The organism is Parapedobacter lycopersici (assembly GCF_040395035.1).
Classification (GTDB): Bacteria; Bacteroidota; Bacteroidia; order Sphingobacteriales; family Sphingobacteriaceae; genus Parapedobacter; species Parapedobacter lycopersici_A.
The window spans coordinates 1-24159 of record NZ_JBEBRB010000040.1 but is presented as its reverse complement, the minus strand read 5'-3'; the positions used below and the strand labels follow the sequence as shown (position 1 = coordinate 24159).

General features: G+C 50.5%; 15 protein-coding genes. All 15 read left to right on the top strand.

Annotated features, from left to right (window positions below; translation table 11 throughout):
• Positions 1-84: 84 nt before the first annotated feature.
• The 15 genes from ABWO75_RS09230 (at position 85) to ABWO75_RS09160 (ending at position 24099) form a co-directional block, all read left to right on the top strand.
• Positions 85-2142 (top strand): hypothetical protein, encoded by a 2058-nt coding sequence (locus ABWO75_RS09230; RefSeq protein ID WP_353184812.1) that lies wholly within the window; start codon positions 85-87, stop codon positions 2140-2142.
• 242 nt (positions 2143-2384) lie between these two features.
• The gene (locus ABWO75_RS09225) at positions 2385-4697 is read left to right on the top strand and encodes a glycoside hydrolase family 20 protein (protein ID WP_353184810.1); all 2313 of its coding nucleotides are present in this window, start codon (positions 2385-2387) and stop codon (positions 4695-4697) included.
• A 184-nt stretch (positions 4698-4881) separates the two neighbouring features.
• Positions 4882-5469 carry an RNA polymerase sigma factor gene (locus ABWO75_RS09220; protein ID WP_353184808.1) on the top strand — a complete coding sequence of 196 codons (588 nt, stop codon included), beginning with the start codon at positions 4882-4884 and terminating at the stop codon, positions 5467-5469.
• 92 nt (positions 5470-5561) lie between these two features.
• A complete protein-coding gene (locus tag ABWO75_RS09215; protein WP_353184806.1) occupies positions 5562-6779 on the top strand; it encodes a FecR family protein in 1218 nt (405 codons plus the stop codon).
• A 122-nt stretch (positions 6780-6901) separates the two neighbouring features.
• Positions 6902-10372: a SusC/RagA family TonB-linked outer membrane protein gene (locus tag ABWO75_RS09210; RefSeq protein WP_353184804.1), complete on the top strand. Its 3471-nt coding sequence runs from the start codon at positions 6902-6904 to the stop codon at positions 10370-10372.
• Between the two features lie 43 nt (positions 10373-10415).
• On the top strand, positions 10416-11945 hold the full coding sequence (locus tag ABWO75_RS09205; RefSeq protein ID WP_353184802.1) for a SusD/RagB family nutrient-binding outer membrane lipoprotein: 1530 nt from the start codon (positions 10416-10418) through the stop codon (positions 11943-11945).
• A 55-nt stretch (positions 11946-12000) separates the two neighbouring features.
• On the top strand, positions 12001-12783 hold the full coding sequence (locus tag ABWO75_RS09200) for an HpcH/HpaI aldolase family protein (RefSeq protein ID WP_353184800.1): 783 nt from the start codon (positions 12001-12003) through the stop codon (positions 12781-12783).
• Positions 12780-14246 (top strand): GntP family permease, encoded by a 1467-nt coding sequence (locus ABWO75_RS09195; RefSeq protein WP_353184798.1) that lies wholly within the window; start codon positions 12780-12782, stop codon positions 14244-14246. The genes ABWO75_RS09200 and ABWO75_RS09195 overlap by 4 nt, the downstream gene beginning before the upstream one ends.
• A 37-nt stretch (positions 14247-14283) precedes the next feature.
• A complete protein-coding gene (locus ABWO75_RS09190) occupies positions 14284-15420 on the top strand; it encodes a mannonate dehydratase (protein WP_353184796.1) in 1137 nt (378 codons plus the stop codon).
• Between the two features lie 8 nt (positions 15421-15428).
• Complete coding sequence (locus tag ABWO75_RS09185) at positions 15429-16367, top strand: 2-hydroxy-3-oxopropionate reductase (RefSeq protein WP_353184794.1); 939 nt, start codon at positions 15429-15431, stop codon at positions 16365-16367.
• Between the two features lie 19 nt (positions 16368-16386).
• A complete protein-coding gene (locus ABWO75_RS09180) occupies positions 16387-17526 on the top strand; it encodes a glycerate kinase (protein ID WP_353184792.1) in 1140 nt (379 codons plus the stop codon).
• Between the two features lie 153 nt (positions 17527-17679).
• Positions 17680-18651, top strand: a complete 972-nt coding sequence (locus ABWO75_RS09175; RefSeq protein WP_353184790.1) for a D-2-hydroxyacid dehydrogenase — start codon at positions 17680-17682, stop codon at positions 18649-18651.
• Positions 18652-18770: 119 nt separating this feature from the next.
• Positions 18771-19322 carry an RNA polymerase sigma factor gene (locus tag ABWO75_RS09170; RefSeq protein ID WP_353184788.1) on the top strand — a complete coding sequence of 184 codons (552 nt, stop codon included), beginning with the start codon at positions 18771-18773 and terminating at the stop codon, positions 19320-19322.
• A 41-nt stretch (positions 19323-19363) separates the two neighbouring features.
• A complete protein-coding gene (locus ABWO75_RS09165) occupies positions 19364-20599 on the top strand; it encodes a FecR family protein (RefSeq protein WP_353184786.1) in 1236 nt (411 codons plus the stop codon).
• A 152-nt stretch (positions 20600-20751) separates the two neighbouring features.
• Entirely contained in the window at positions 20752-24099 is a 3348-nt protein-coding gene (locus ABWO75_RS09160; RefSeq protein ID WP_353184784.1) for a TonB-dependent receptor, read from the top strand.
• Positions 24100-24159 lie beyond the last annotated feature (60 nt).

Genomic DNA, 24159 nt, shown 5'->3' with positions numbered 1-24159 from the left:
GTATTGCATGGGATCACATGGTCGTAGATGTTGCCACTACGTTTCATCCCCGCTTGGGGATTTCTCCACAAATGGGTATCAGTTATGCGTTTTAGGAACTATAGCTGCATCGTGCTGGGCGGTCTGTTGCTGACGTGTTCATTATACGGGCAAACGGACAATGCGGCGCTCATTGAGCGCCTGGGTGAATTTTATGCCGAAGACAGGGATGAGAACTTTGATTTTACGGAATTGGCCGAACGGCTGGAATTTTATCGACAGCATCCGATCGACCTGAACCGGACCGATGGATCGGAACTGCGCGAGCTCCTGTTTGTGCCTGAGTTGTTCATCGGTAACCTGCTGGCCCACCGGCATGCATCGGGCAGGCTGGTTTCCGCGTATGAATTACAGGCGATTGAAGGGATGGACCTGGAGCTGCTGCGGATGCTTATTCCCTTTGTGGAAGTGAATACCCCCGGTTCACTATCTGAAGTTCGTGCCCGGGAGCTGCTATCGGAAGGTGCGCATGACCTGATGGTCAGGTATGGACGTATATTGCAAAGGCAGCGGGGCTATGGCATCCGCGATACCACGCGCTCGCGCTACCTGGGTTCGCCGGATCGCGTGTTTGTCCGGTACCGCTATCATTTTGACCGGGACCTGCGGGTAGCGGTAAATATGAAAAAGGATGCCGGGGAACGTTTTTTTTCCGGTGCACAGCGCCAAGGGTTTGACTTTTATTCCGGAAGTGTATATATGCGCAACCAGGGGCGTATCCGGGACCTGGTGATCGGCGATTATGCGCTGCAGTTCGGCCAGGGACTGGCTATGTGGTCGGGACTCGGATTCGGGAAAGGGGCTACGCTGCAGCAGGTAGCCAAGCAGGGCACCGGGCTTCGCCCGTATACATCATCCAACGAGGTGCTGTTTTTGCGTGGGGCCGCTGCAACCATTGCCCTGAAGCCCAACCTGTCGGCTACCCCTTTTGTTTCGTGGCGTAAACTGGATGGCTCCATGGAGCACGCTGCTGACAGTACGCAGCTCGTTGGTTCCCTCGGTCAGACCGGCCTGCACCGAACGCCCTCGGAAGCTGCAAACCGGAACGCACTCCAACAATGGGTATACGGGCTCAATATCCAGTATGCGCGCCGCCGGTTTACGCTTGGTGCAACGGCGTTCCGCACGGAATTCGATGCTTCGATCAAGCCGCGTCCGCGGTTGTATACACGGTATGCATTCCGGGGCCGTTCGCTATGGAATGCTAGTTTGTATTACAGCGGCACGGTTCGCAATGTGTATTTTTTCGGTGAGGCGGCTCATCACATCGGCCGGGGTTTCGCCTTCCTTAATGGCGCGATGCTGAACTTGCATCACCGCCTTTCACTGGTGTTGCTCCATCGGGATTTTCACCGGGAGTATCACTCTTTTTATAACCAGGCATTTGCCGCAGGAAGTACCGCAGTTAATGAACGGGGGTTTTATTCGGGTTTGGCTTATCAGCTTGGTCGGCGCGTGCAATGGGTGGGTTATGTGGATGTATTTCGTTTTCCCTGGCTTCGTTACCGGGTAAATGCGCCGTCAGGCGGGATAGACATGTTGACGCAGTTTACCTACGAATGGTACAAGCGGGCAAAGGCAAGCATTCGTTATCGGTATCGCCGCAAGGCTGAAAATGCTGCGTTGGACCTGCCGGAAAGCCGGGTGGTTGACGTCAACCGGCAGCAGTTGCGGATCGACGGGCAATATGCACTCGACGACCGCTGGCGTATGCGCAGCCGGATGGAATTTTCACATTACCGGAAGGAGGGGACCCCAACGGAAATGGGCTGGCTGTGGTACCACGATGTGATTTATAAACCGATGGCCTCGAGGTTCAGCGGCAATGTACGGGTGGCCATGTTCGGTACGCCAAGCTATCAGTCCAGAATCTATGCTTTTGAAAACAATGTGCTGTACGCATATTCGTTCCCCGTATACCATAACCGCGGCATGCGCACCTATGCCAATGTAAGGTATCGGTTGCGACGGAAGATAGACCTTTGGTTACGTTACGCCACATTTATCTACTGGGGAGTGGATGAGGTAGGAACCGGACTAAATGCAAGTACAGGGAATCAGCGTTCGGAGCTGACCGTCCAGTTACGGATTCAACTTGATTAGTTTATTTTTTTTCTACGCCCTGTATTGAAATTGCTTGAACATGCCAGCCCAGTGTATGGACAGTAAAAGCCACATAAGGGTGGTATTGAGAAACGATGACTTAAATTATTTTTGTTCCATTTCCTTTGATGATTTAAGAAATAATCATAATCTTGAGGCAGACCATTATTTCCATGAGAAGATGCCATCCCTATCTGTCGCATGGATTGAGATTCCAATTTGGCAATAAAATAATAACTAATATGATGAGCACGACTAAAAACAAAGACATTTCCAGACTTGATTTTCTGAGAACCTCGGGGTTTATGGCGGCCGGATTGGCGTTTCTCCCGGGATTTATCAGTTGCGGATCGGGCAGTGACCTTAAAAAATACCAACTTGTTATCCGTGCCGGCGCCGACCCGGTAGAAAAGGAAGCAGCAGAACGGTTGCAGCATTACCTGTCGGAAATCTCCGGCGCTGCTATCCCGGTTGTGGAAGAAAGTGGATTTCAGGGTACCCATGCCATTTACCTCGGGCAAACCGATTACGCAAAAACCCAAGGGGTAAACACTGACCAGTTAGCGGATGGCGGATACAGTTATAAACCGGTGGGAAATCATATCGTTATCGCCGGTGGCGCGAAAAAAGGGCTGCTTTATGGGGTTTATGATTTGTTAGAGGCCGTGGGCTTCCGGATGTATTCACCTGAATATACGTATATACCGAAAAACGATGCTGCTGCATTTCCGGGACAAGAAAGGGTTGTTGCGCCGAAAGTAACCTATCGGACAACATCGTACAGCCGGATGGGCGACCAGCAGCTTTCCGATTGGCATAAGGTTTCTTCACGGGACGACTGGGGATTGTTTGTGCATACGTTTAACACCTTGTTGTCGCCGGAAGAATATGGTAGAACACATCCGGAGTATTTTTCACTGATCAACGGGACGCGGCTCCCGGGGACCCAGCTCTGTCTCTCCAACGCGAAAGTCGTGGAAATTGTAGTGGCTAACCTGAAAAAGAAAATCGCCGAAAATCCGGAAGCGACTTATTGGTCAGTAAGCCAGAATGATAACGACCAGTATTGCCAGTGCGCTGCCTGTACCGCGCTGAATAAGAAATACGGGGATGTACCCAGTGGTTCGATGGTTTATTTCGTCAATGAGGTAGCAAAACAGGTGCCGGACAAGATCATATCCACGTTGGCGTACTGGTATACCCGGAAGGCGCCGAAAAATATCAAACCGGAACCGAATGTCAATATTATGCTCTGCAATATTGAAAGCAAACGGCAGGCACCTGTCTATGAAACGGACCCGGCATTTTCCAATGACCTGAAAGACTGGGCCAGCCTTACAAACGATATTCTAATCTGGGATTACAATATCCAGTTTACGAATTTCTTTGCGCCTTTCCCCAACCTTTTTACCATTAAGCCGAATATCAAGTTTTACACCGACCATAGCGTGAACGCCCTGTATATGCAGGCAAATAATGAGGCTGCGGCTGAAATGGCATTGCTCCGGGGTTACCTGATTTACAAATTGATGTGGGATCCGGATGCCGATGACCAGGCAATCATAGACGAATTTGTAAACGGTTATTACGGCGCTGCCGGACCGTATATCCGGCAATACATTGATGCCCTGCATCAGGCCCTTACGGAAAGCGGTATGCAGCTGGATATTTTCGGCGACCCCATTGATGCGAAAGAAGCCTTTTTATCGGCCGAAAAAATGGCGAAGTATAAGGAACTATTTGACCAGGCCGAAAATGCGGTGAAGAACGACCCCGAACTGCTGCAACGGGTACGTGTGGCACGGTTACCAATCATGTACGCGGAAATTCAGATCGGGCGGACGGAGATTGATACGCCGCGCAGCATGTACAGGCATGCCGATGACGGAACCATTACTGCCAAACCGGAAATGAAAGCGCTGGTGGAACAATTTGTGGCAGGCTGCAAGAAAGAAGAGGTAGCGCTTGTACGGGAGCGGGCCGGCACCCCCGATCATTTCCTTGAATCTTACAACCGGATTTTCAAGAATATGGAGGAAACAGGTACTGTAAAATCGTTTGGCAAAAAAGTGATTCCTATCACGCAGCCGAGCAGTAAATCGAAAGGTGTAGAAGCGTTAACCGACGGTATTTTTGCATCCTATGAATCCTGGCAGAAAGCAGATGCCAACTGGATATCCTACGAAGGCGTGCACATGGATTTTGTGCTGGACCTGGGTGAGGTGATGCCGGTCAATTCCATCAATATGGATTTTCTTAATCCACAGGCTCAGCCGGATTGGCACCTGATGGCGCTTCCAAAATACGTGACTTATGCACTATCTGCCGATGGCACAACATACGGCAGCCCCATTCGGATTGACAACCCGCATAACCCCAACCCGTTTGAAAATCCGGACATCAGCAAGGTTTCTATTCAATCGTTCCGGGCCGATACGAACGGAAAAGCCCGTTACATTAAGGTGCACGCGGAAAACCTGCTGAAGATGCCCTCGTGGCATATACGCGCGGGTAACCCGGTCAGCATTTTCACTGATGAGATCGTAGTAAAATAACATGTCTCGCCGGGAGAATATTCCACCGAATATTCCCCGGCGACCTGTGATGGTAACCAAGCGCTCACGACTATATCCGCGCTGTGGTCCCCGGTCTATCGATTTGCATTTTTCCTTTTTTTGGTTAAGTTTGCATAAGCCTGTTGAAATAACGGGCCGAACCAATTAACCAATTTTTTCCAAAATGGTCACGAAGCATTTTCCGGAGCCTGACCTCGTACAGCACTTATTAACAGGTGATGAGTGGGCGTTCCGTAATGTGTTTGACCGTTTCCACCCTAAAATTTATCGGTTTGTTTTCAGCTTTCTTAAAGATAAGGAACGGAGCGAAGAGATTGTCCAGGATACGTTTCTGAATTTTTGGATGCACCGGGAAGACCTCAGACCGGACATGCCGATCGCCCCGTTCCTGTTTACCATTGCGAGGCGTATGCTGGTGGATGCCTGGCGGAAAGCGGCGTCATCGGAAAACTTCCGGCGACGGCTGATTGCAAGAATGGAATCGGAGTTGAACAATGATGTGGAAGAAAAGCTGTTTGCTGCTGAGCTGGAACGCATCACCCAGGATGCCCTGAAAAAACTAAACGAACAACAACAAAAGGTGTTTGCATTAAGTCGATATGAAGGACTGTCTTATGAAGAAATTGCCGAACAGCTGCACATCTCCAAGAACACCGTAAAATACCATCTGATGAATGCATTAAAGGTGTTGCGGGCACACTTCAGTGAACACGGCATTCTCTATCTGTATTTTCTGTATTTCATCGTTTAAAAGAAATTCCGACTACCCATCCGCTCCGTTCGTACGTATTCTCCTATATAACCAGTTCATGGGCTCAGTCCCATAACCTTGAATGCTTCGACATGGATACGAATAAGCTGAGACAGCTGTTGGCCGATTATGTGGCAGAAACGATCAGTAAGCCCGATTTGATTATGTTGCTGGATTACGTGGCAGCAAAGGAAAACGGTGTACAGCTGGATCAGCTGATGGATGAAGCATTGCTTGACCTGGCGCCGGATCCGGAAACAGCTGTTGACTCAGCGGCATTATACCAACGCATAATCAGCCATTCGCAGTTTAATCAGCAGCCGATATTCAAAAAAAGAAGGTACTGGCAGTGGGTGGGTACCGCCGCCGCGGTCCTCGTGGTTGCGGGTGTCTTTTTTTGGAATGTTGGGGGATCCCGCTACCCGGAAACGGGTTCATTACAGGGGAACAACCGGGCGCCCGTTCTGCGGACGATCACAACCGCACCTTCGGATATTCCGGTGTTGCGGCTGGCTGATGGCCGTGTAATCAATCTCGATAGCGTGGCCGGTGGTGTATTGGCATTGGAAGATGGCATGCAGATTACGTTGGAAGGCAATCAGCTGCATTATGAAGGCGGAGATACGAAAGATGCCGATGGGAAAACACTGAAGAATACGATCATAACACCCAAAGGCCGCCAATATCAGGTCATTCTCCCCGATGGCAGCAAAATGTGGCTGAATGCAGCGACGACACTGACTTATCCGGTTCAGTTTGATCGTGAAAAACGCGTGGTTGAAATTAGTGGAGAGGCCTATTTTGAGGTGCAGAAGGCAGCGAATTGGCCGTTTATTGTAAAGACAAAAACACAACAAGTGGAGGTACTGGGCACGCATTTCAATGTAAGTGCCTATGATGGGGATCAAAAAGCAAAAACGACATTGGTAGAAGGAAGTGTGAAAGTCTCGTTGGTGCGCCCGGGAAGCGGAGTCCCTGCGCATGAACCGTCAACTGTATTGAAGCCCGGTCAGCAGGCAACCACCTATTTAAATAAGGAGGCCATCAATGTAGATGCGATAGATCCTTATGAAGCAGTATCATGGAAAGAAAACCTGTTTGTATTCAATAATGAGGAGATCAGCGAAATCATGAAGAAAGTGAGCCGCTGGTACGATGTGGAAGTTATTTACCAGGACGGCATGGCTGGTAAGCGGATCGGCGGTACTATTCCGCGGTTTGCGCAAATAAATGAACTCATGGACGCGCTGATGGCCACGGGCCTGCTGCGTTATAAAATGGAAGGAGGTAGGGTCGTCATTATGGAATAACCGTTCACATCGGCGGCTGAATAAAAAACCGGAAGCGGGGGAACGCTTCCGGAAGATTATCCAAGCCCTTAGGCCGAATTCAGTTTATCAAAATGTATAGCTAACGATTTTAATAAACCTGTATGATGCAAAAGTATAAAAAAATTGCCGTAAACCACTATGGCAATGCACTAACCAATTTTATTAACTCGCCAATAATTATGCGATTGTTTTTCATATTGCTGATTGTCGGCATGCACGTAAGCGTATTTGCCATTGCGCAAAAAATTACGCTTGACGAGCAAAACGTCTCATTAACGGAGGTGATTAAGGAAATTAAACGGCAAAGCGGCTATAATTTTCTGTATGACGCCGGCGCATTGCTTAATGCACCGAACGTCAGTATCCACGTGGCTGGCGTGACGGTAACCGAGGCGCTCGATCAATGCCTGAAAGGACTGCCTCTTGGATATGTAATCCGCGACAATAGCGTAATCATTTCCAAAAAGGTGCCTACCAAGGGACCTGTAACGCCCCCGCAACAACAAGAAGTAAGCGGTCGGGTGACGAACCAGCAGGGTGATCCGCTTCAGGGGGTCAGCATCCGGGTCCGGGGAGCCAACCAGGGCACTACTACCAATGCGGATGGGCGGTACTCGCTGAGTGTTGCCCAAAACAGTACGCTTGTTTTTACTTATATCGGTTACCTGGAACGGCAAATCGCCATCGGGTCGCAACGGACCGTCAACATCAGCCTGGAGGAAGACCAGCAGGCGCTCAGCGAAGTGGTGGTAACTGCGTTGGGTATCAAAAGGGAGGCAAAAAGTCTGGGCTATTCCACTGCCACTGCCGCTCCTGAGGAAGTAACCGTGAACCGTACCTCGAATTTTATGAATGCCCTACAGGGAAAAATGGCAGGTGTGAACATTACATCCATGGGTTCGGGAACGGCGGGAACAAGTAAGATACGGATTCGTGGCCAGTCGTCTTTCGGCGGAAATAATTCACCGTTGATTGTGGTCAATGGGGTGCCGATAGACAACACCAATTTCGGTGCGCGGGGCGATGTGAGTGAACGCGGCAGTAACCGTACATCGGACAGTGGCGACGGCCTGAGCAGCATCAACCCCGACGACATTGAGAGCATGACCGTGCTGAAGGGAGCGGCAGCTTCTGCGCTGTACGGCTCGCGGGCTAAGGATGGAGTGATCATGATTACTACAAAGAGCCGGAATGCCGGAGGAGGTATCGGACTGGAATACAACACCAACTTCACGCACGATACACCACTGGATTATACCGATTACCAGTATGATTACGGCCAGGGAGAAAACGGGGTACGTCCCACGGCACCGAACCCCACCTCGGGTCAATGGAGTTTTGGGGAACGGTTTGAACCTGGAATGACACAGATTCTGTTTGATGGCGTTGAAGTGCCGTATGTCCCGCAACGGGATCAGATTACCAATTATTACCGGAGTGGCTTTAACTTCACCAACAGCGTAACCCTCTCTTCTGGAGGTGAATTCGGGGGTTTTAACCTTTCGATTTCCAACATGAACAGCAACGCCATTCTACCTGGATCGGACTATGACCGGAAAACGGTGAACCTGGGTTTTACCCATACATTTGCCGATAAACTGACCGTTTCCGGCAATATCAATTACTCCAACGAACGGCGCCATAACCCGCCGAATATTGCTGAACAGGACTACAGCCCGGTAGTCATTTACAACCTGGCCAATTCCATGCCGCTGGATCTGTTGAAACAGTACGCCACCGACGAAAACGGGAATGAATACCTGTGGTCAAGATTTACCAACCGGACCAATCCGTATTTTGCATTAACGCGTTTCGATAACATCGATCGTGACCGCATCTTTGGCAACATCACCGCGCGCTATAATTTTACCGACTGGCTTTACCTGCAGGGGCGTGTGGGACAGGATTATTATGCACGGGATCAGGAATATAACTTGCCTACGGGCAGCCAGCGGCAGGCACCTGCTCCTCCGGGATTTGTTAACGGTGAATACGTGCAGGATGTTCGCCATTTCAGGGAGATTAACGCAGACATCCTGGTCAATGCGACGCGTACCTTCGGTGATTTTGGTGTTAACCTGACACTGGGGGGTAACCAGATGTACCGCAAATTGACCAACAATAATGTATTGGTGGATGATTTTTATACACGTGGGCTTTATACGCTGGGTAATGGCCGGCAGCTTAGTCCGATCTACAGCATTACTGAAAGACAGGTGAACTCGGTATATGGCGCCGCTGAGGTTTCGTATCGGGAATTTTTATACTTGAACGGTACCTTGCGGAACGATTGGTTTTCTACCCTGTCACCCGAGAACAGAAGCATCAGCTACCCGTCCGTCACGGCCAGTTTCGTTTTTTCCCAGGCCTTGCGTGAATCACTGCCGGATTGGATTTCTTTTGGGAAGCTGCGCGCGGCATATGCCGAAGTTGGGAGCGATACCGATGTACAGCCCTATTCCAATAACCTCTTTTATTTCATTAACCCGTTACAGTTCGCCGGTCCTGATGGTTCCGCGCGGACGTTGGCCAACATCAATGGTACGGTCGTCCCAAACCCCAATCTCCGTCCCATGCGGGTCACCGAAAAAGAAGTGGGCATTGAAATGCAGTTTTTCGCCAACCGGCTGGGCTTTGAGTTAACGGGATACGATAAGCTATCGTCCGACCAGATTTTGCAGGCACAGATTTCAGACGCCTCAGGGTATATTAACCAGCTGGTGAATGTCGGCCAAAGCCGGAACCGTGGATTGGAAATGCTGGTTACGGGCACGCCGGTAGCAAGGGAAAATTTTGAATGGAACGCCAGTTTTAATGCAGCTTATAACGTGACCAACGTGCTGAATCTAGGGAAGGATGTGAGCGATGATATGATCACTGTTGGTACCGGTGAGTTTACCGGCGAGCTCCGGCAGGTAGTTGGACAGGCCATGGGGCAGTTGTATGGTTTTGGATACTTGAGGGACGATCAGGGCCGGCAGGTTTTTGACAGCGGAAACGGACGTCCGCTGCGCACACCCTCACAAATCGCCTTTGGCAGCGCACTACCGCTTTGGGTGGGCGGGATCAACAACGGCTTTAGGTACAAAGACCTGACTTTTTCTTTCCTGATTGATTTTAAGCTGGGGCATAAGATGATATCGGGGACGAATTTCAATGCCTGGCGGCACGGCCTGCATAAAGGAACACTGCCGGGGAGGGAAGAAAACGTAGTGGTAGGCAATGGGGTTAATGAGGACGGACAACCCAATACCACTGCTTCGGGATTACAGGCATTTTATGAAACGGTGCGAAGCCAGAACATCGCCGAGCAATTTGTATACAATGCTGGTCTTTGGCAGCTAAGACAGGTAACGCTTGGTTATGATTTTTCAAAACTGCTGAACCAGGTGCGGTTTATAGAGGGCCTTAGGTTGAGTGTCGTTGTGAATAATGTGGCCGTTTTGAAAAAATGGGTGCCTAATATCCATCCGGATCAATTCGGATTTCCATCCGATAACCTGGTGGGTCTGGAGGCAACCGGACTGCCCATCACCCGGAGTGTGGGATTCAATCTGAATGTGAAATTCTAATGAATCGCCGCAGCTAATTTTTCAACACTTAAGTATCGATAACATGAAAAGGATTAACACATATATATTAGGCGGTATGCTCTCCTTGGCCGTATGCGTTTCGTGCGACAGCGGGTTTGACGAGATGAATATCAATCCCATCGCCCTTACCGATGTGGAACCGGTATTCCAGCTAAACAGTGCGATTGTTTCCAGCGCACCGACATACGGTAACCTGAGTTATGAGACAACGATCGTCAAGCAGATGATTACGCCGTTCAGTGGTGTCGGCGCCGCGGCCAATTTCAATCAGGATAATCGGAATGTAGCTGCCGGAAACTGGGAGAACGGTTACCGTAACCTGATCAAAAACCTAGTCGACGTCATCAACCGTACCCAGGACGACCCTGCCCAGGCCAACTTATACCATATTGCGAGGATATGGAGGGCATTTGCCTTTATGGTATTAACCGATACGTATGGGGATATTCCCTATTTCGGTGCAGGGCAGGGCTACCTGGAGAATGTGTCGAACCCGGTATATGACGCGCAGGAAGCCATTTATGCCGACTTGCTGAATGAGCTGGAAGGGGCCTCGTCTGCGCTGGACCCCGCGGGCCAGCCGGTGCCAGGCGAAGTGCTCTATGGAGGCGACATCACAAAATGGAAGCGTTTGGGGAATTCGCTGCTGCTGCGGGCCGCCATGCGGCTTTCCAAGGTAGACCCCGGTAAAGCTGCTGACTATGCCGCCCGGGCCGTTGCCGGGGGGGTAATGGAGTCCAATGACGATAACGCCATAATCCGCCACAACGCCAATTTCAACAATCCCATTGGCAGTCAGTTGAATGGTGGCCAGTCGGCCTTCTATTACCTTACCGAGGATTTTGTGGATTACCTTAAAATGAATGACGATCCGCGGCTTACGTCCATTGCTGTCCGTTACATCGGTGCCACCAGCGGAGCCGACCAAACGGAGGGATTGGCAGACCGCTCGGTTGACGTACAGATTGGAATGCCTCAGGGATATGATAACACCACCGTATCGGAGGCTGTGGCGGCAAGTGGACTGGCCAGCCTGTGGGACTATAGCCAGCTGGACCGTACGCGAATGGCTGACCCGCAAGCACCGAGCTTTTTGGTAACGCATGCACAGACCCGGCTGCTGCTTGCTGAAGCCGCTGTACGGGGCTGGATTTCGGATGATGCAGCAGCCTTATATGCCGATGGTGTTCGGGCGCATATGCAGCAATTGGCTGCATACGGTGGCGGTACCGCAATCGGTGAAGATGCGATTACCACTTATCTGGCAGCTCATCCGCTGGATGCGGGCGCCGCCCTGGAGCAGATCAATACAGAATACTGGGTAGCGTCCTTTTTAAATGGTCCGGAAGCATTTGCCAATTTTCGCCGAAGCGGCTATCCGGAACTAACGCCTAATCCTTATCCAGGCAGCGACCTGCAATCGGAAAATTTTATACGCCGTATTACCTACCCCGATTCGGAATTAAATGTAAACCAGGAAAACGTACAACAGGCAATTACACGGCAGGGGCCCGATCTGTTGGATACACGTGTCTGGTGGGATATTCCCTAACGGACGATAATTCGGTGATCTCATTGATGCCACTAACAGCAAGAACAAAAAAAATATGAAAAACTTAAAAACAAGACTTAAACAGGGCGAAACACTCACCGGTTGTTGGCTGAATCTGGGGAGTTCGGTCACCGCTGAAATTGTAGGCCTTTCCGGATTTGACTGGGTACTGATTGACCTCGAACACGGTGCCGGAGAAAGCAAAGATCTGCTGTTTCAGCTGCAGGCGCTGACCCACACACCGGCAGCTGCTGTGGTGCGTGTGGAGAGCTTTGAACGGCAGCGGCTGCACCGGGTGCTCGACCTGGGTGCTGAAGGCATTATGTGCCCACGGATAAATAATGTGGCAGAAGCCCAAGCCGTTGTCGATGGGTTGTTTTATCCACCCGAAGGAGTCCGTGGCGTAGCTAAAATGGTACGTGCCACTAATTTTGGCACGCGCTTCTCCGAATATCGGGAAACAGCCAAAGACAACCTGCTGGGTATCGTCCAGATTGAAACACCCGGCGCCCTTGACTGCCTCGACGGCATTGCTGCTCTGGAGGGGGTAGACGTGCTTTTTATCGGACCAGCAGACCTGTCCATGGCGCTTGGCATTTTCGGACAGTTTGACCATCCCACCTTCAAAGACGCCATTAGGGACACGGTAAATGCCGCTAAAAAAGCAGGTAAAGCCACGGGAATCCTGCTGTTCGACCCTGCCGACTTTCCCACTTATCACGAAATGGGCATCCAGTTAATTGCCTGTGGTGCGGATGCGACATTCGTAGCCCAGGGTGCCCGCCAGACGGCTGACAAGCTAAATTCATTTATTTCCAAACCCTTAAATCGAACATGATGAGCATCACCCAATTGATAGCCGATCCCATATTTATCCTGCTCATCGGCATGTTTATCGTGGTGGGCGGGATTATCGGAATGAAGCTCCATCCTTTTTTGGCATTGCTGCTGGGCGCTTTCGTGGTTGCCTGGATGACGCCCGCGGCGGCGATTGAACAGTTCGGATTGGATAAGGGATTGCCCGCAGATGCTGCACTGCAACTGTCGGAGCGCAGCATTGGCGAGCGGATTGCAGTGGAATTTGGTAATACGTGCGGCAAAATCGGTATCCTGATTGCGATGGCTGCCATTATCGGCAAATGCATGCTGGATAGTGGTGCTGCCGAAAAGATTGTACGTTCCATGCTGCGTATGACCGGTATTGAGCGTGCACCAATTGGATTCCTGATCAGCAGTTTTTTCATTGGAATACCGGTATTCTTCGATACGGTTATTTTTCTGATGATGCCGCTGGCGAAAACCATGTCGATGCGGATCGGGAAAAATTACCTGTTGCTGGTGTTGGCCATCCTTGCCGGCGCTGTGATGGCCAATTCGCTGGTACCCCCTGCTCCCGGACCGCTCTTTCTGGTCGGGGAGATGCAGATTCCCATTGGCCTGATGATGATTGCCGGGGCACTTCTGGGAATCGTTACCAGCGCTTCAGGTTACCTGTTTGCCACCTGGGCTAACCGCAGGTGGACGATTCCCGTCCGGGATTCGCTGGATGCCCGTTTGGAAGATATCCGGAGCAACGCGGAAAAGGACGATAAACAACTTCCTTCATTGGGCTGGTCACTGTTGCCGGTACTAATTCCGCTGGTATTCATCTGTGCACATACGTTCGTGCATTCGTTATTGCCGGCTGAAACTATTGCGGAACCGTCTGCCGTGCTTTCGGCCACCATCTCACTGATTAATTTCCTTGGTGACAAGAATATTGCACTGATTGCCGGTGGACTGGTGGCACTGATCCTGCTGGTGAAGCAGAAGAGGGAAAGTAAAGAAGGCATGACGGCCTTCGTGCAGGCGGCACTGATGAGCGGTGGTGGGATTATCCTGATTACCTCCGCAGGCGGCGCTTTCGGTAGTATGCTTCAATATACTGGCATCAGCTCCACCATCGTGGAAATGACCCGCGGTTACCAGATGGCGCTGATCCCGCTGGCGTTCTTTATCGCCGCGGTAGTCCGTACGGCACAGGGTTCGGCCACGGTTGCACTTATTACGGCATCCGGCATCCTGTCTGGTATGGCTAATACCGGTCACCTCGAATACCACCACCTCTACCTGGGCCTGGCCATCGGCTGTGGCGCCAAGTTGGTTCCCTGGATGAACGATGCCGGCTTCTGGATTGTGTGCAAGATGAGTAATCTCACGGAGCAGGAGGCGTTGAAAACCTTCATGCCGATGAGCATTATCATGGGGGTAACCGGGTTGATCGTTATCCTCGTTGCCGCGCAGCTGATGCCGCTGATCTGATTTAGTTAACTGAATATTTACCATAAATAATGAAACGATGAAAAGAAGAAAATTTGTCATAACCGCCGGTACCATGGGCGCTGCCGTATTAGGCGGTGCTGTAGGCACAGCGGCAGTGAGCTGCAATACACCTGTAGCCGAAAATACCGCGGCAGCAAAAAAGAAGGTACTGATGAAGGTAGGCTGCCAGTCGGGGGGGACCACCATCGAGAACCTCGAGTTTAAAGCCCGGCATGGTGTGTACAATATTGATGGCGGGATGCCCAAAGTGATCGATGGCGTAGGATGGGATCTCGAAGATTCCATGGCTAAGCGTGAAGCATGTGAAAAGTACGGCATTAGCCTGGATGCTTATCACTTGCCGCTCACTTCTGCAGGGATCGATCGGGTGCTGTACCCCAATATTATGCTGGGAAAGAGTCCCGAACGGGACCGGGAAATCGAAATCATCCAGCAGATGATCGAGGTGGCCGGGAAGACCGGTGTCAAATTGTTAAACTACAATACTACGATACTTCCGGTATTACGTACGGGCAGGACAGTCGATCCTAAACGGGGCAATGCTTCATATAGTACCTGGAATTACGATGAGGCAGTCAAAAACAATGATCCGAAGACCGTCGCCGGCGATGTTTCCATTGACGATATGTTTGAACGGATTGCTTATTTTCTTGATCGGGTGCTGCCTGTGGCAGAAGAATACAAGGTGAAGCTGGGAAATCACATCGCGGATCCGCCGACCCACCCCGGTTATCGGGGGATTACCCGGTGGAACAGTCCAGACGTGTTTGAGGGCATTAAGCGGTTTGCGCAGCTCTCCGACAGCGAATACCACGGGTTTAATTTTTGTATCGGTTCCATTGCAGAGGGGCTCAAGGATCCGAAAACCGAAATTTTACCGATTATCAAATGGGTGGGCGAACGGAATCAAATATTCAATATTCACCTGCGGAACATCAAAGGAGGGTGGGACAATTTTCAGGAAGTCTATCCCGATAATGGCGACATGGATTTTTTCCAGGTAATCCGTGCGTTGCGCGATGTAGGTTTTGATGGCATGGTGATGCCTGATCATGTTCCGGTACACGCCGCTGAGGGGAGCAATGCCCAGGCATTTGCTTTTTGTTACGGTTATATCAAGGGGCTTTTACAGGCCGTATCGGATGAAGTTTAAAATATTTTATGGAAGTTTGCTGTACCGGTCCGGATGCATCCGGACCGGTACGCATCATGAATGGTATTAATATGGAAAAAATAGGTTTCATTGGCTTAGGTATCATGGGGAAACCCATGGCACACAATCTAATAAAGGCTGGTTATCCCCTTGCGGTCCTCAAACAGAGCAAGGCCGCAAAAGAATTAGCGACGGCAGGGGCTCAGCTGTTTGATAGCTATGCGGCAATTGCGCGGCACAGCGATGTGCTGATTACGATGCTTCCCGACTCGCCGCAGGTAGAGGAGGTGGTTCTCGGTGAAAACGGGGTGCTGGAAGGTATTGCCGCCGGGGCACTTTTTATTGATATGTCCACTATTGCTCCAGCCGTGGCCATCAGATTATACGAAGCATTGCGCCAGAAGGGGGTCGCGGCGTTGGATGCGCCGGTATCGGGCGGACAGGTGGGGGCGGAGGCCGGTTCATTGTCGGTGATGGCAGGGGGGGATGATCATGCATTTTCCCGAGCGTTGCCGATATTGCAGGCGATGGGCAAAAATATTGTACATGTGGGGCAACGGGGTGCCGGTCAAACGGCCAAAGCATGCAATCAATTGGTGGTGGGCATGACGATCCAGGCAGTTGCTGAGGCATTCACACTGGCCAGAAAAGCAGGAGTAGACCTGAAGAAGCTACGTGAATCGCTACTCGGCGGATTTGCGCAAAGCAGGATACTGGACCTTCACGGAAACCGGATTATCGAGCGTAATTTCACTCCGGGGTTCCGGTTAAATCTGCATCGAAAAGACATGAATATTGTATTGCAGTCGGGAAAGGAGCTTGCAGTACCGCTTTCAGGCGCTGCCCAGGTAGCGGCTCAAATGGATGCGGCTATCGCGTTGGGTAAGGGCGATTCGGATCACAGCGTGCTGGCCCAGCTGCTGGAACATCTTTCGGGAATGGAATAACCAAAGAATAGCTTCACCCATGCATATTCTCGTTGCACCCAATGCCTTTAAGCATGCGCTCGACGCACCTGACGTGGCTGCCAGTATACAAAAGGGCCTAGCTGCCAGTCGGCTTTCCTGTACCGCCGAATGCTTTCCGATTGGCGACGGGGGCAACGGTACCGGTAGGTTAATTATCGAAAGATGCACGGGGACATTTATCCATGCCAAGGTAAAAGATCCGCTGGGCAGGCTTGTTTCCGCTTCTTTTGGGTTGATTGAAAACGGACAGACAGCTGTAATCGAGATGGCGGACGCTTCGGGTTTGCATCTGTTGACACCGGAGACACTGGATCCGCTGCATGCCAATTCCTACGGTAGCGGCGAATTGGTTCGCGCGGCGTTGGATAAGGGCGTAACACATGTCGTCATCGGCATGGGCGGATCGGCTACAGTGGATGGCGGTAGTGGCCTATTGGCGGCATTGGGCATGCGGTTTTTGGACCGCCGGGGACAGCTTATTCTGGACCTTCCCGCCGGATTGAAACGATTGCACGCAATTGACCGATCCATGGTCGACAAACGTTTAAAAAATTGCCGGATTACCATACTCTGCGACGTGCTGAATCCACTGCTTGGTGAAAATGGCGCGGCCCGCATTTTTGGTCCCCAGAAAGGCGCCGACCCGGAGATGGTCGAACAACTGGAAGATATACTCCGGCATTATGCCGGGGTGATTTTTTCGGAAACAGGGAGTAATCTTGCCGACCTGCGTTCCGGTGGGGTTGCCGGCGGTGCAAGTGCGGGATTAAAAGGCCTGTTAGGAGCGACATTGGCCAATGGTATCGATTATTTTCTGGACCTGACCCGGTTTGACGAGTCGCTCGCAAAAAGTGACCTGGTGATTACGGCGGAAGGAAGTATCGATACACAGACATTGGAAGGAAAGGGACCATTTGGTGTAGCCAGCAGGGCTAAGGCCCGTAATATTCCGGTGATCGGACTGGCTGGTAAGGTGCCCGTTGAAAATCATCCCGCCCTGAAGCGATATTTTGATGTGTTGCTCGCTATCGGCAATGGCCCTGTTCCGTTGGAGGAAGCGCTGAGTAGCACTTCCCAAAACCTGGTGCGTACAGCCACACAGCTCGGTGATTTAATTGCATCATTTGGGCGCCCATAGATCCAGCTATCCTTTTTTATTGCCGCTGGTACGGCTGCCGGATTACCGGACTGCATTTAGCGGATCATAATGTATTTTTTTGATGAATTTATCATTGCTGTTGCTTTTTGATAAAAGTTATCTTTAATATTGAACATTAAAATCAAAAAGCTAATGATAAACATCAAAAAAATAGTGGTATTGGACGGGTATGGCCTGAATCCGGGCGACCTCGATTGGAGTGTACTGGAGAAATACGGCCAGCTGACCGTTTTCGACCGGACGAATGAAGCGGAAATTGTGGAGCGCGCAGCCGATGCCGACGTAATTCTTACCAATAAAGTACCTATAAGGTCTACCATTTTGGCACAATTGCCCAAACTTACTTATATCGGTGTACTCGCCACGGGTTATAATATTATTGATATTGACGAAGCAAAAAAACGGGGAATTGTTGTAACCAATGTACCTGGGTACAGCACCTCATCGGTTGTTCAGCTGACATTTGCATTGTTGCTGGAACTTTGCCACCGTGTCCAGCGGCATAGCGACAGCGTAATGGAAGGAAAATGGTCACGCTCCCCCGATTTCTGTTTCTGGGATTATCCATTGGTAGAGCTGATGGATAAGACCATGGGAATCATTGGATTTGGGGATATTGGGCAGAAAGTAGCCGATGTAGCATCCGCATTTGGTATGAACATCATCGGCCACAGCCGCACCCAAACCGACCAATCCCATCGCGGAAACTTCCAATGGGGTACACTGGATGAGCTGCTGACCCAATCAGACGTTGTCAGTATTCATTGCCCGCTTACCCCGCAGACGGCCGGATTGATTAATAAGAATACCCTGGCTAAGATGAAAGAAACTGCGTTTCTGGTGAATACATCGAGAGGGCCGCTTATCGTGGAAGAGGACTTGGCCACAGCGCTGAATGAAGGACGCATAGCCGGAGCTGGACTGGATGTGCTGTCAACTGAACCTCCACCGGCTGAAAATCCCCTCTTTACGGCTAAAAATTGCCTGATCACCCCGCATATTGCCTGGGCGACAAAAGAGGCAAGAGTACGCTTAATGAACAGTGTTGTTAATAATCTGACGGCTTTCTTGGACGGTGCGCCGGAGAATGTCGTAAACCGATAAGAAAAAATAAGAACAGCTGATTGGAATTTCCCTATCTTCGTGCCCTAACTATAATGAACTAAATTATTTACGGCAAGCGTGCTTGAAAAGAAACAAACAGGGTGGACCAACATCAGTTAGTGCTTCAAGTCAGAAATGGAGATGAAAAGGCGTTTAAGTCGATTTTTGACTTATTTAACAAACGCCTTCTTTATTTAGCTACGGAAATAGTTTCGGATACGGCTGTTGCGGAAGACATTGTGCAGGAAGCTTTTGTGAAATTGTGGTGCCGCAGGGAACGCTTCGCCGATCTTTCATCCATTAAGGCATTCCTCTACCTGTGTGTTAAAAACTCGTGCCGTAACGCCTACAAACATACCAAGGTCGTTGATAAATACATCTCCCGGCAGGAAAATCCGATTGAAGAGCAGGTAGTCGAATCAAAAATTATTGAGGCAGAGGTTTTCAATGGCCTGTACCACGCCATTGAAAAGCTGCCTAATGGTTGTAAGGATGTAATTTACCTCGGGTATTTTGCGGAAATGAGTAATCAGGAAGTGGCGGATGCCCTGGATGTTTCGATTAATACAGTGAAAACACAGAAACTACGTGCGCTGCGCAGCTTACGTGTTTTTTTAAAGAATTTATCGCCCGGCCTTTTCCTCCTGATAACGGAAATATTCCATCGGTAATGTAACCCTGATCGGCAAATTGATTGTTATACTGAAGCGGCATGATAAAAGACGACCATATAGATTTTAAAATCGCGGCGTTGATCGATAAATACCTCCGAAATGACATTCAGGAGGAGGAGCTGCTTGTATTGGAAAAATGGAGGGAAGCAAATCATACGCACGCTCAATTGTGGGAAAGGTTAACGAACGTAGACTATGCCGGCAATCAACTACAGCAATGGCCGGATGATAGCCGGTCGGATGCCCTGTGGTTACACGTGCAGCGCGCAACAACAGGCAAACAGCGGAGATTACCTTTAAAACGTATTTTTGCATACGCCGCTGCATTAGCGGTATTTGCGATGGCGGGACTATCCGTTTACTATGGTGTTTTTCAACAGGCGGATCCGCTGTCAGCAGCGCACCGGGAACCGTCGGAAACCGCCCCGCAGCAAATGACTGTTCCGGAAATTCTTGTCCCGCCGGCCGCCGCCAACGAGATTACCCTGATTATGGGTGATGGAAAAACCGTTGCGCTGGGAGACAATCCGGATTTATTGCATGAGCAGGATGGCACGCAGATAACGGAAACCGGCAGTGGACTTGCCTATGCAACAGAAAAGCGGTCTGCGCAGCTGCCCGCCGTGATGAATACCGTAATAACTCCCGTGGCACGGACCTATCATTTAACCTTAGCTGATGGAACGCGAGTATGGCTGAACGCGGTCTCCGCAATCCGGTATCCGACGGCGTTTGATGGCGAGGAACGGCGGGTGACATTAAAAGGGGAAGCGTATTTTGAAGTGGCACACGACCGGGATAAACCTTTTATCGTCGTTACGGAACAATCACAGATCAAGGTATTGGGTACCCGTTTCAACGTCAAGTCCTATCCGGAAGACAAAACCGACCGTACCGCTTTACTGGACGGCTCATTACGGGTCTCCTCCCGCCAGGGTACACAGTCGACCCTACTGCAACCCGGTTATGAAGCAGTGGTAACAAGTGAAGCAGCTATGGTTGTAAATAAGGCCGATGCCCGGAAGGTACTCGCCTGGAAGGACGGGCTTTTCATTTTTGAAAATGAATCACTTGCATCCCTGATGCACGAATTGGCAACATGGTACGGCATAAAGGCGCATTTTGCCGACAATGAGGTGAAAAACTATCATTTTACCGGTCGGCTGCAGCGTTATACGGATATCCAGTTCCTGCTGGATGTTATTGCCGAAACTTCAAAAGTGCAGTTTACTCTGCGAAACGGTATCTTATCGATCGATAAAATACATCAATAACCGGTTCATACAACTGGTACTGGATTGCCTATGTGCCCTTGTTAAAAAAACAGGGGCGTTTTTTTCTTTCCTGTCACCCGTTTAATCCCTCCTGTTGTTTCTATTCCATAATCGGGAGAAACTCCTGTAACTAACACTTATAAATTGACATTATGATAAAAAATCAGTACACCTGTTTTCTTCAGGGCAAGGTTATGCGTAGCTGGGTGCTTGTGCTCGCCGCAATGCTGCTGGCGACTAATCTCGTTGCCCGATCCCAGCATCGACTGACCGTAACGCTAAAAAATGAAAAACTCGTCAAGCTATTCCAGATCATTCAGCAGGAAACGAGCTATCAGTTCATTTACAATAATGAGGATCTGGGAAAGGCGCCGCTCATCAATGTCCATGCGGTGGACCGGACCGTTGAAGAGCTATTGACGGAATGTTTTAAGTACACCCCTTTACAGTACCGGATCCGGGATAATACCATTATCGTTTTTAAGCCTGCTGTTCCGAAACAGCAGGAAATTACGGGCAGGGTGACCGATGCACAAGGGAACCCGCTGCCGGGTGTAACGGTATCCGTAAAGGGTACTACGGCAGCCACCACCACAAATGAGGAAGGAACATACCGGATCGCCGTCAGCCAGCCGGATGCAGCCCTGGTTTTTACCATTATTGGGTATGAGACGCGGGAATTGGCAGTTGGTACTGCCGCTGTTGTCAATGCCACGCTTCAGGAAGCGGTAAGCGACCTGGATGAGGTAGTGGTGATCGGCTATGGTACGCAGCGCCGCAGTGAAATCACCGGAGCAATTTCTTCCATTAGCGGTGAAGAAATTAACCGCGTTACGGCCGGGGGCTTTCAGGAAGCGCTGCAGGGAAAAATTGCCGGCGTCAATATCACCCCCACCAGTGGACAGCCGGGGGGAGCGCTGGATATGAATATCCGGGGGGTCACTACCTTCGGGAATGGGAATCCGCTTTTCGTGATTGACGGAATCCCGGTATTGACCGAGGGTTCAAGCCGGAATTTTAATCCGCTTGCTTCGCTGAATCCGGAGAATATCGAATCCATGCAAATACTGAAAGACGCTTCCGCATCGGCTATTTATGGCGCCCGAGCTGCGAACGGTGTCGTGATCATCACCACTAACCGGGGAAAAGCCGGTGCCACGCGGGTGCAATTTAAAGCGACTGCGGGGTTTTCTGACGTGACTAAATTCCTGCCGCTGATGAACTCGGCACAATACATTGATTATGCTACGGAAGCCTACCAGAATGCAGGGAGAACGATCCCCGTTTCACTGGTGGAGCCCCTGAAATCAAAAAACCTCCAGACAAATACTGACTGGCAGGAAGAAGGATTCAAACGGGCGGCGAGCCAGAATTATTGGCTAAGTATCTCCGGGGGTAACGAATCGTCCAACTACTCTTTCTCGCTGGGTTACCTCGGCCAGGACGGCACATTGCCCAACAGTGGCTATGAGCGCTATTCTGCACGTATCAACTCCGATTTTAAGATCGGAAAACGTGTACGGGTGGGTGAAACCGTAGAGCTAAGCCGGAATAAGTGGACCGGTACATTTAACCAGGCTTCTTATACCATCCGTCAGCTGCTGCAGCAGTCACCTACGGTGCCTGTGTACGACCCCGATGCCCTCGGAGGTTATGACGGGCCCCGATTGGAATATTCGCCGGTAGGCCGGCAGAACACCATCGGCACGCTGGCGTTAACCGACAGCCGGAATTCCGACAACAAAGTGATGGGGAACACATACGTTGAGGTGGACATCCTGCCGGGATTGACCAACCGGTTTTCCGCAGGTGGCGAGATGACATTCAATAACATATTTCAATTCATACCGACCTACCAGATGGGGGACCGGGTGAATAACATGGCCATATTAAATGAAGACAACGGTTCCAACAGCTCCTACATTATTGAAAACGTACTGACCTATAAGAAGACCTTCAACGAAGTACATGACCTCACCGTGGTAGCTGGTTTATCACAGCAGAAATCATGGATTAAGAATATTGGCGTTGAGGTACGTGATTTCCCCAATAATGACCTGCGCACCATTGGCGCTTCGTTTGAAAACAGGGATATCAGCGGTGAAGAAACCGGCTGGGCACTTCGCTCCCAACTGGGAAGGGTCAGCTATTCGTATAAACAACGCTATAACCTGATGGCTACCGTACGCCGTGACGGGTCATCCCGGTTTGGAAAGAACAACCGCTACGGTGTATTTCCCTCGGTATCGGGTAGCTGGATCGTGAAGCGCGAAAATTTCCTGGAAAATGTAAACGCCATCTCCGGATTAACGCTCCGGGCCAGCCACGGCCAGGTGGGGAGCCAGGAGATCAGTAACTTCGCACAATATGCCATGGTGCAGCGGGCTGTGAATTACGTATTTGGCATCGATCAGTCTTTATCCTCGGGCTCAGCTTACCTGGGCATGGGTAACCCAAACCTGAAATGGGAGGTGACTACCCAGACCAATATCGGCCTGGATGCCGGATTTCTCGATAATAGGCTTTCCCTGGTGATGGATTACTACATCAAAAATACCGATGATATCCTGTTGCAGCTTCCGGTACCCACCACATCGGGGATCCGACGGAACGCGGGGGCATTTGTCAACGCGGGATCGTTGCAGAATAAGGGTTTTGAGCTGACGGCGACCTACCGGGATCGGATTAACGATTTTGAATACGCATTATCCGGCAATTTCGCTACCAATAAGAACCGGATCACCAGCCTTAATGCGGGTAAACCCATTATTGCCCAGCTGAACAGCGGTAAACAATCGGCCCTTACTATTACACAGGAAGGTGGAGAAGTAGGTGCATTTTACGGCTATATCATGGAAGGGATTTTCCAGGACTGGGACGAAGTGAATGGTCATGCCAGCCAGTCGGGTTCGGCTCCCGGAGATATCAAATACCGCGACTTGGATGGAAATAACGTGATTGATGCCAACGACCAGACCACAATCGGCAGCCCGTTCCCCAACTTTACCTATGGCTTTAACTTTAACTTTCTATACAAAGCCTTTGATCTGTCCATCGCCCTGAATGGAAAGCAGGGACACCAGTTGTATAATTTGATCTGGTCCGACCTGAATGAGGGTGAAGGGGATAACAATGCCACCACCGAGATGCTGAACCGGTGGTCGGTAGCCAATCCGAACACCGGTATTCCACGGGCGGTAACCGGAAACCCAGGGCAGAACACGCGCCCCTCCACCCGGTTCCTTGAGGACGGATCATTCCTGCGTATACAGAATGTGCAGCTGGGATATGACCTGAAAGATGCTTTGAAACGGTGGAATGCATCGCTTCGGATTTATGTCGCTGCCAATAACCTGGCTACCTTCACCAATTACAAAGGATATAATCCCGAAATCGGGTTATTGACCGAGGGCAGCCGAAGCTCACTGACCCGGGGAATTGACTTCGGGATGTATCCTATCCCGCGGACCTTCGAGGCTGGGCTTCAACTTGGATTTTAACTGATTTGCGATAACAAAAGATACTTATCATGAAAACGAATATAATTGCCGGAGTCGCGT